The sequence below is a fragment of the Belnapia rosea genome (assembly GCF_900101615.1).
GTDB lineage: Bacteria > Pseudomonadota > Alphaproteobacteria > Acetobacterales > Acetobacteraceae > Belnapia > Belnapia rosea.
In genome coordinates this window covers 1-1,320 of the sequence record NZ_FMZX01000112.1, presented here as the reverse complement: position 1 = coordinate 1,320, position 1,320 = coordinate 1, and the positions used below count along the sequence as shown (strand labels likewise).

Here is a 1,320-nt window from a genome sequence, read left to right as displayed (position 1 = left end):
GTGAACCGCCCCGGTTTTGCCGGAGGCTGGTTGGCTTGAGTCAGGCCGCCAGGGCGGCTGGCTTGAGCTTGGCATAATAGCGTGCCTCGGCCTCGGCGGGCGGCCTATTGCCGATCGGCTCGAGGAGGCGGCGGTTGTTGTACCAGTCCACCCAGTCGAGGGTGGCGTATTCGACGGCCTCCAGCGAGCGCCACGGCCCGCGCCGCCGGATCACTTCGGTCTTGAACGGGCCGTTGATCGTCTCGGCGAGGGCGTTGTCGTAGCTGTCGCCAACGCTGCCGACGGAGGGCTCGATACCAGCGTCGATGAGGCGCTCGGTGTACCGAATGCTGAGACATTGACCTCCGCGATCGCTATGATGCACGAGGTCGCCCCTCACCGGACGGCGCTCATGCAGCGCCTGCTCCAGGGCATCGAGGACGAAGGAGGCATGGGCCGTGCGCGACACCCGCCAGCCGACAATACGGCGGGCGAAGACGTCGATGATGAAGGCCGCGTACACGAAGCCCTGCCAGGTCGCCACGCAGGTGAAATCCGACACCCACAGGACATTCGGACGCGGCGCCCGGAAGTGCCGGTTCACCTTGTCGGCCGGGCAAGGCAAGGCCTTGTCAGCGATCGTGGTCCTGGTCTCCTTGCCCCGCACGGCGCCACGAAGCCCCATTCGTCGCATCAGGCGTTCCACCGTGCAGCGGGCCACCGCGACACCATCGCGGCCAAGCTGCCGCCAAACCTTGCGGGCGCCATAGACCTCGAAGTTGGCCTCATGCACCCGCCGGATCTGCCCCATGAGCGCCAGGTCCTGCCGGGCGCGAAGCGACCTCTTGGCCGGATCAGCACGTCCCGCGACATGAGCGCGGTAGGCCAGTGGGGCGATCGGCAGCACCCTGCAGATCGGCTCGACACCGTAGACCTCACGGTGATCGTCGATGAAGGCGATCATGGCTTCGAGCGGCGGTCGAGCTCCGCCATCGCAAAATAGGCCGATGCCTTCCGCAGGATCTCGTTGGCCTGCCGCAGCTCGCGGTTCTCGCGCTCCAGCGCTTTGATCCGCCCCCGCTCCTCCGTCGTCGCGCCAGGCCGCTGGCCCGCATCGCGCTCGCCCTGCCGTACCCACTTCCGGAGCGTCTCGGCCGTGCACCCGATCTTGGCCGCGATCGAGCCGATCGCGGCCCACTGCGACGCGTGGTCGCCCCCGTGGTCCAGTACCATCCGCACCGCCCGCTGCCGGACCTCAGGCGAAAAGCGGTTCGACGTCTTCTTGGTCATAGCCCCATCCTCTCAACACTTGGGGCCTCCGGCAAACACGGGGCGATTCAG

1 protein-coding gene and 1 other annotated feature are annotated in these 1,320 nt (G+C 67.5%); the gene reads right to left on the bottom strand.

Going from position 1 to position 1,320, the window contains the following annotated elements; all coding sequences use genetic code 11:
- Positions 1–40: 40 nt before the first annotated feature.
- A protein-coding gene (locus BLR02_RS28295; protein ID WP_090665501.1) for an IS3 family transposase occupies positions 41–1,269 on the bottom strand; the annotation gives its coding sequence in 2 pieces (ribosomal slippage) (positions 41–978 and positions 978–1,269; 1,230 coding nt in all).
- Positions 869–985, bottom strand: a sequence feature (AL1L pseudoknot). Its footprint overlaps the gene before it by 117 nt.
- Positions 1,270–1,320: the final 51 nt, after the last annotated feature.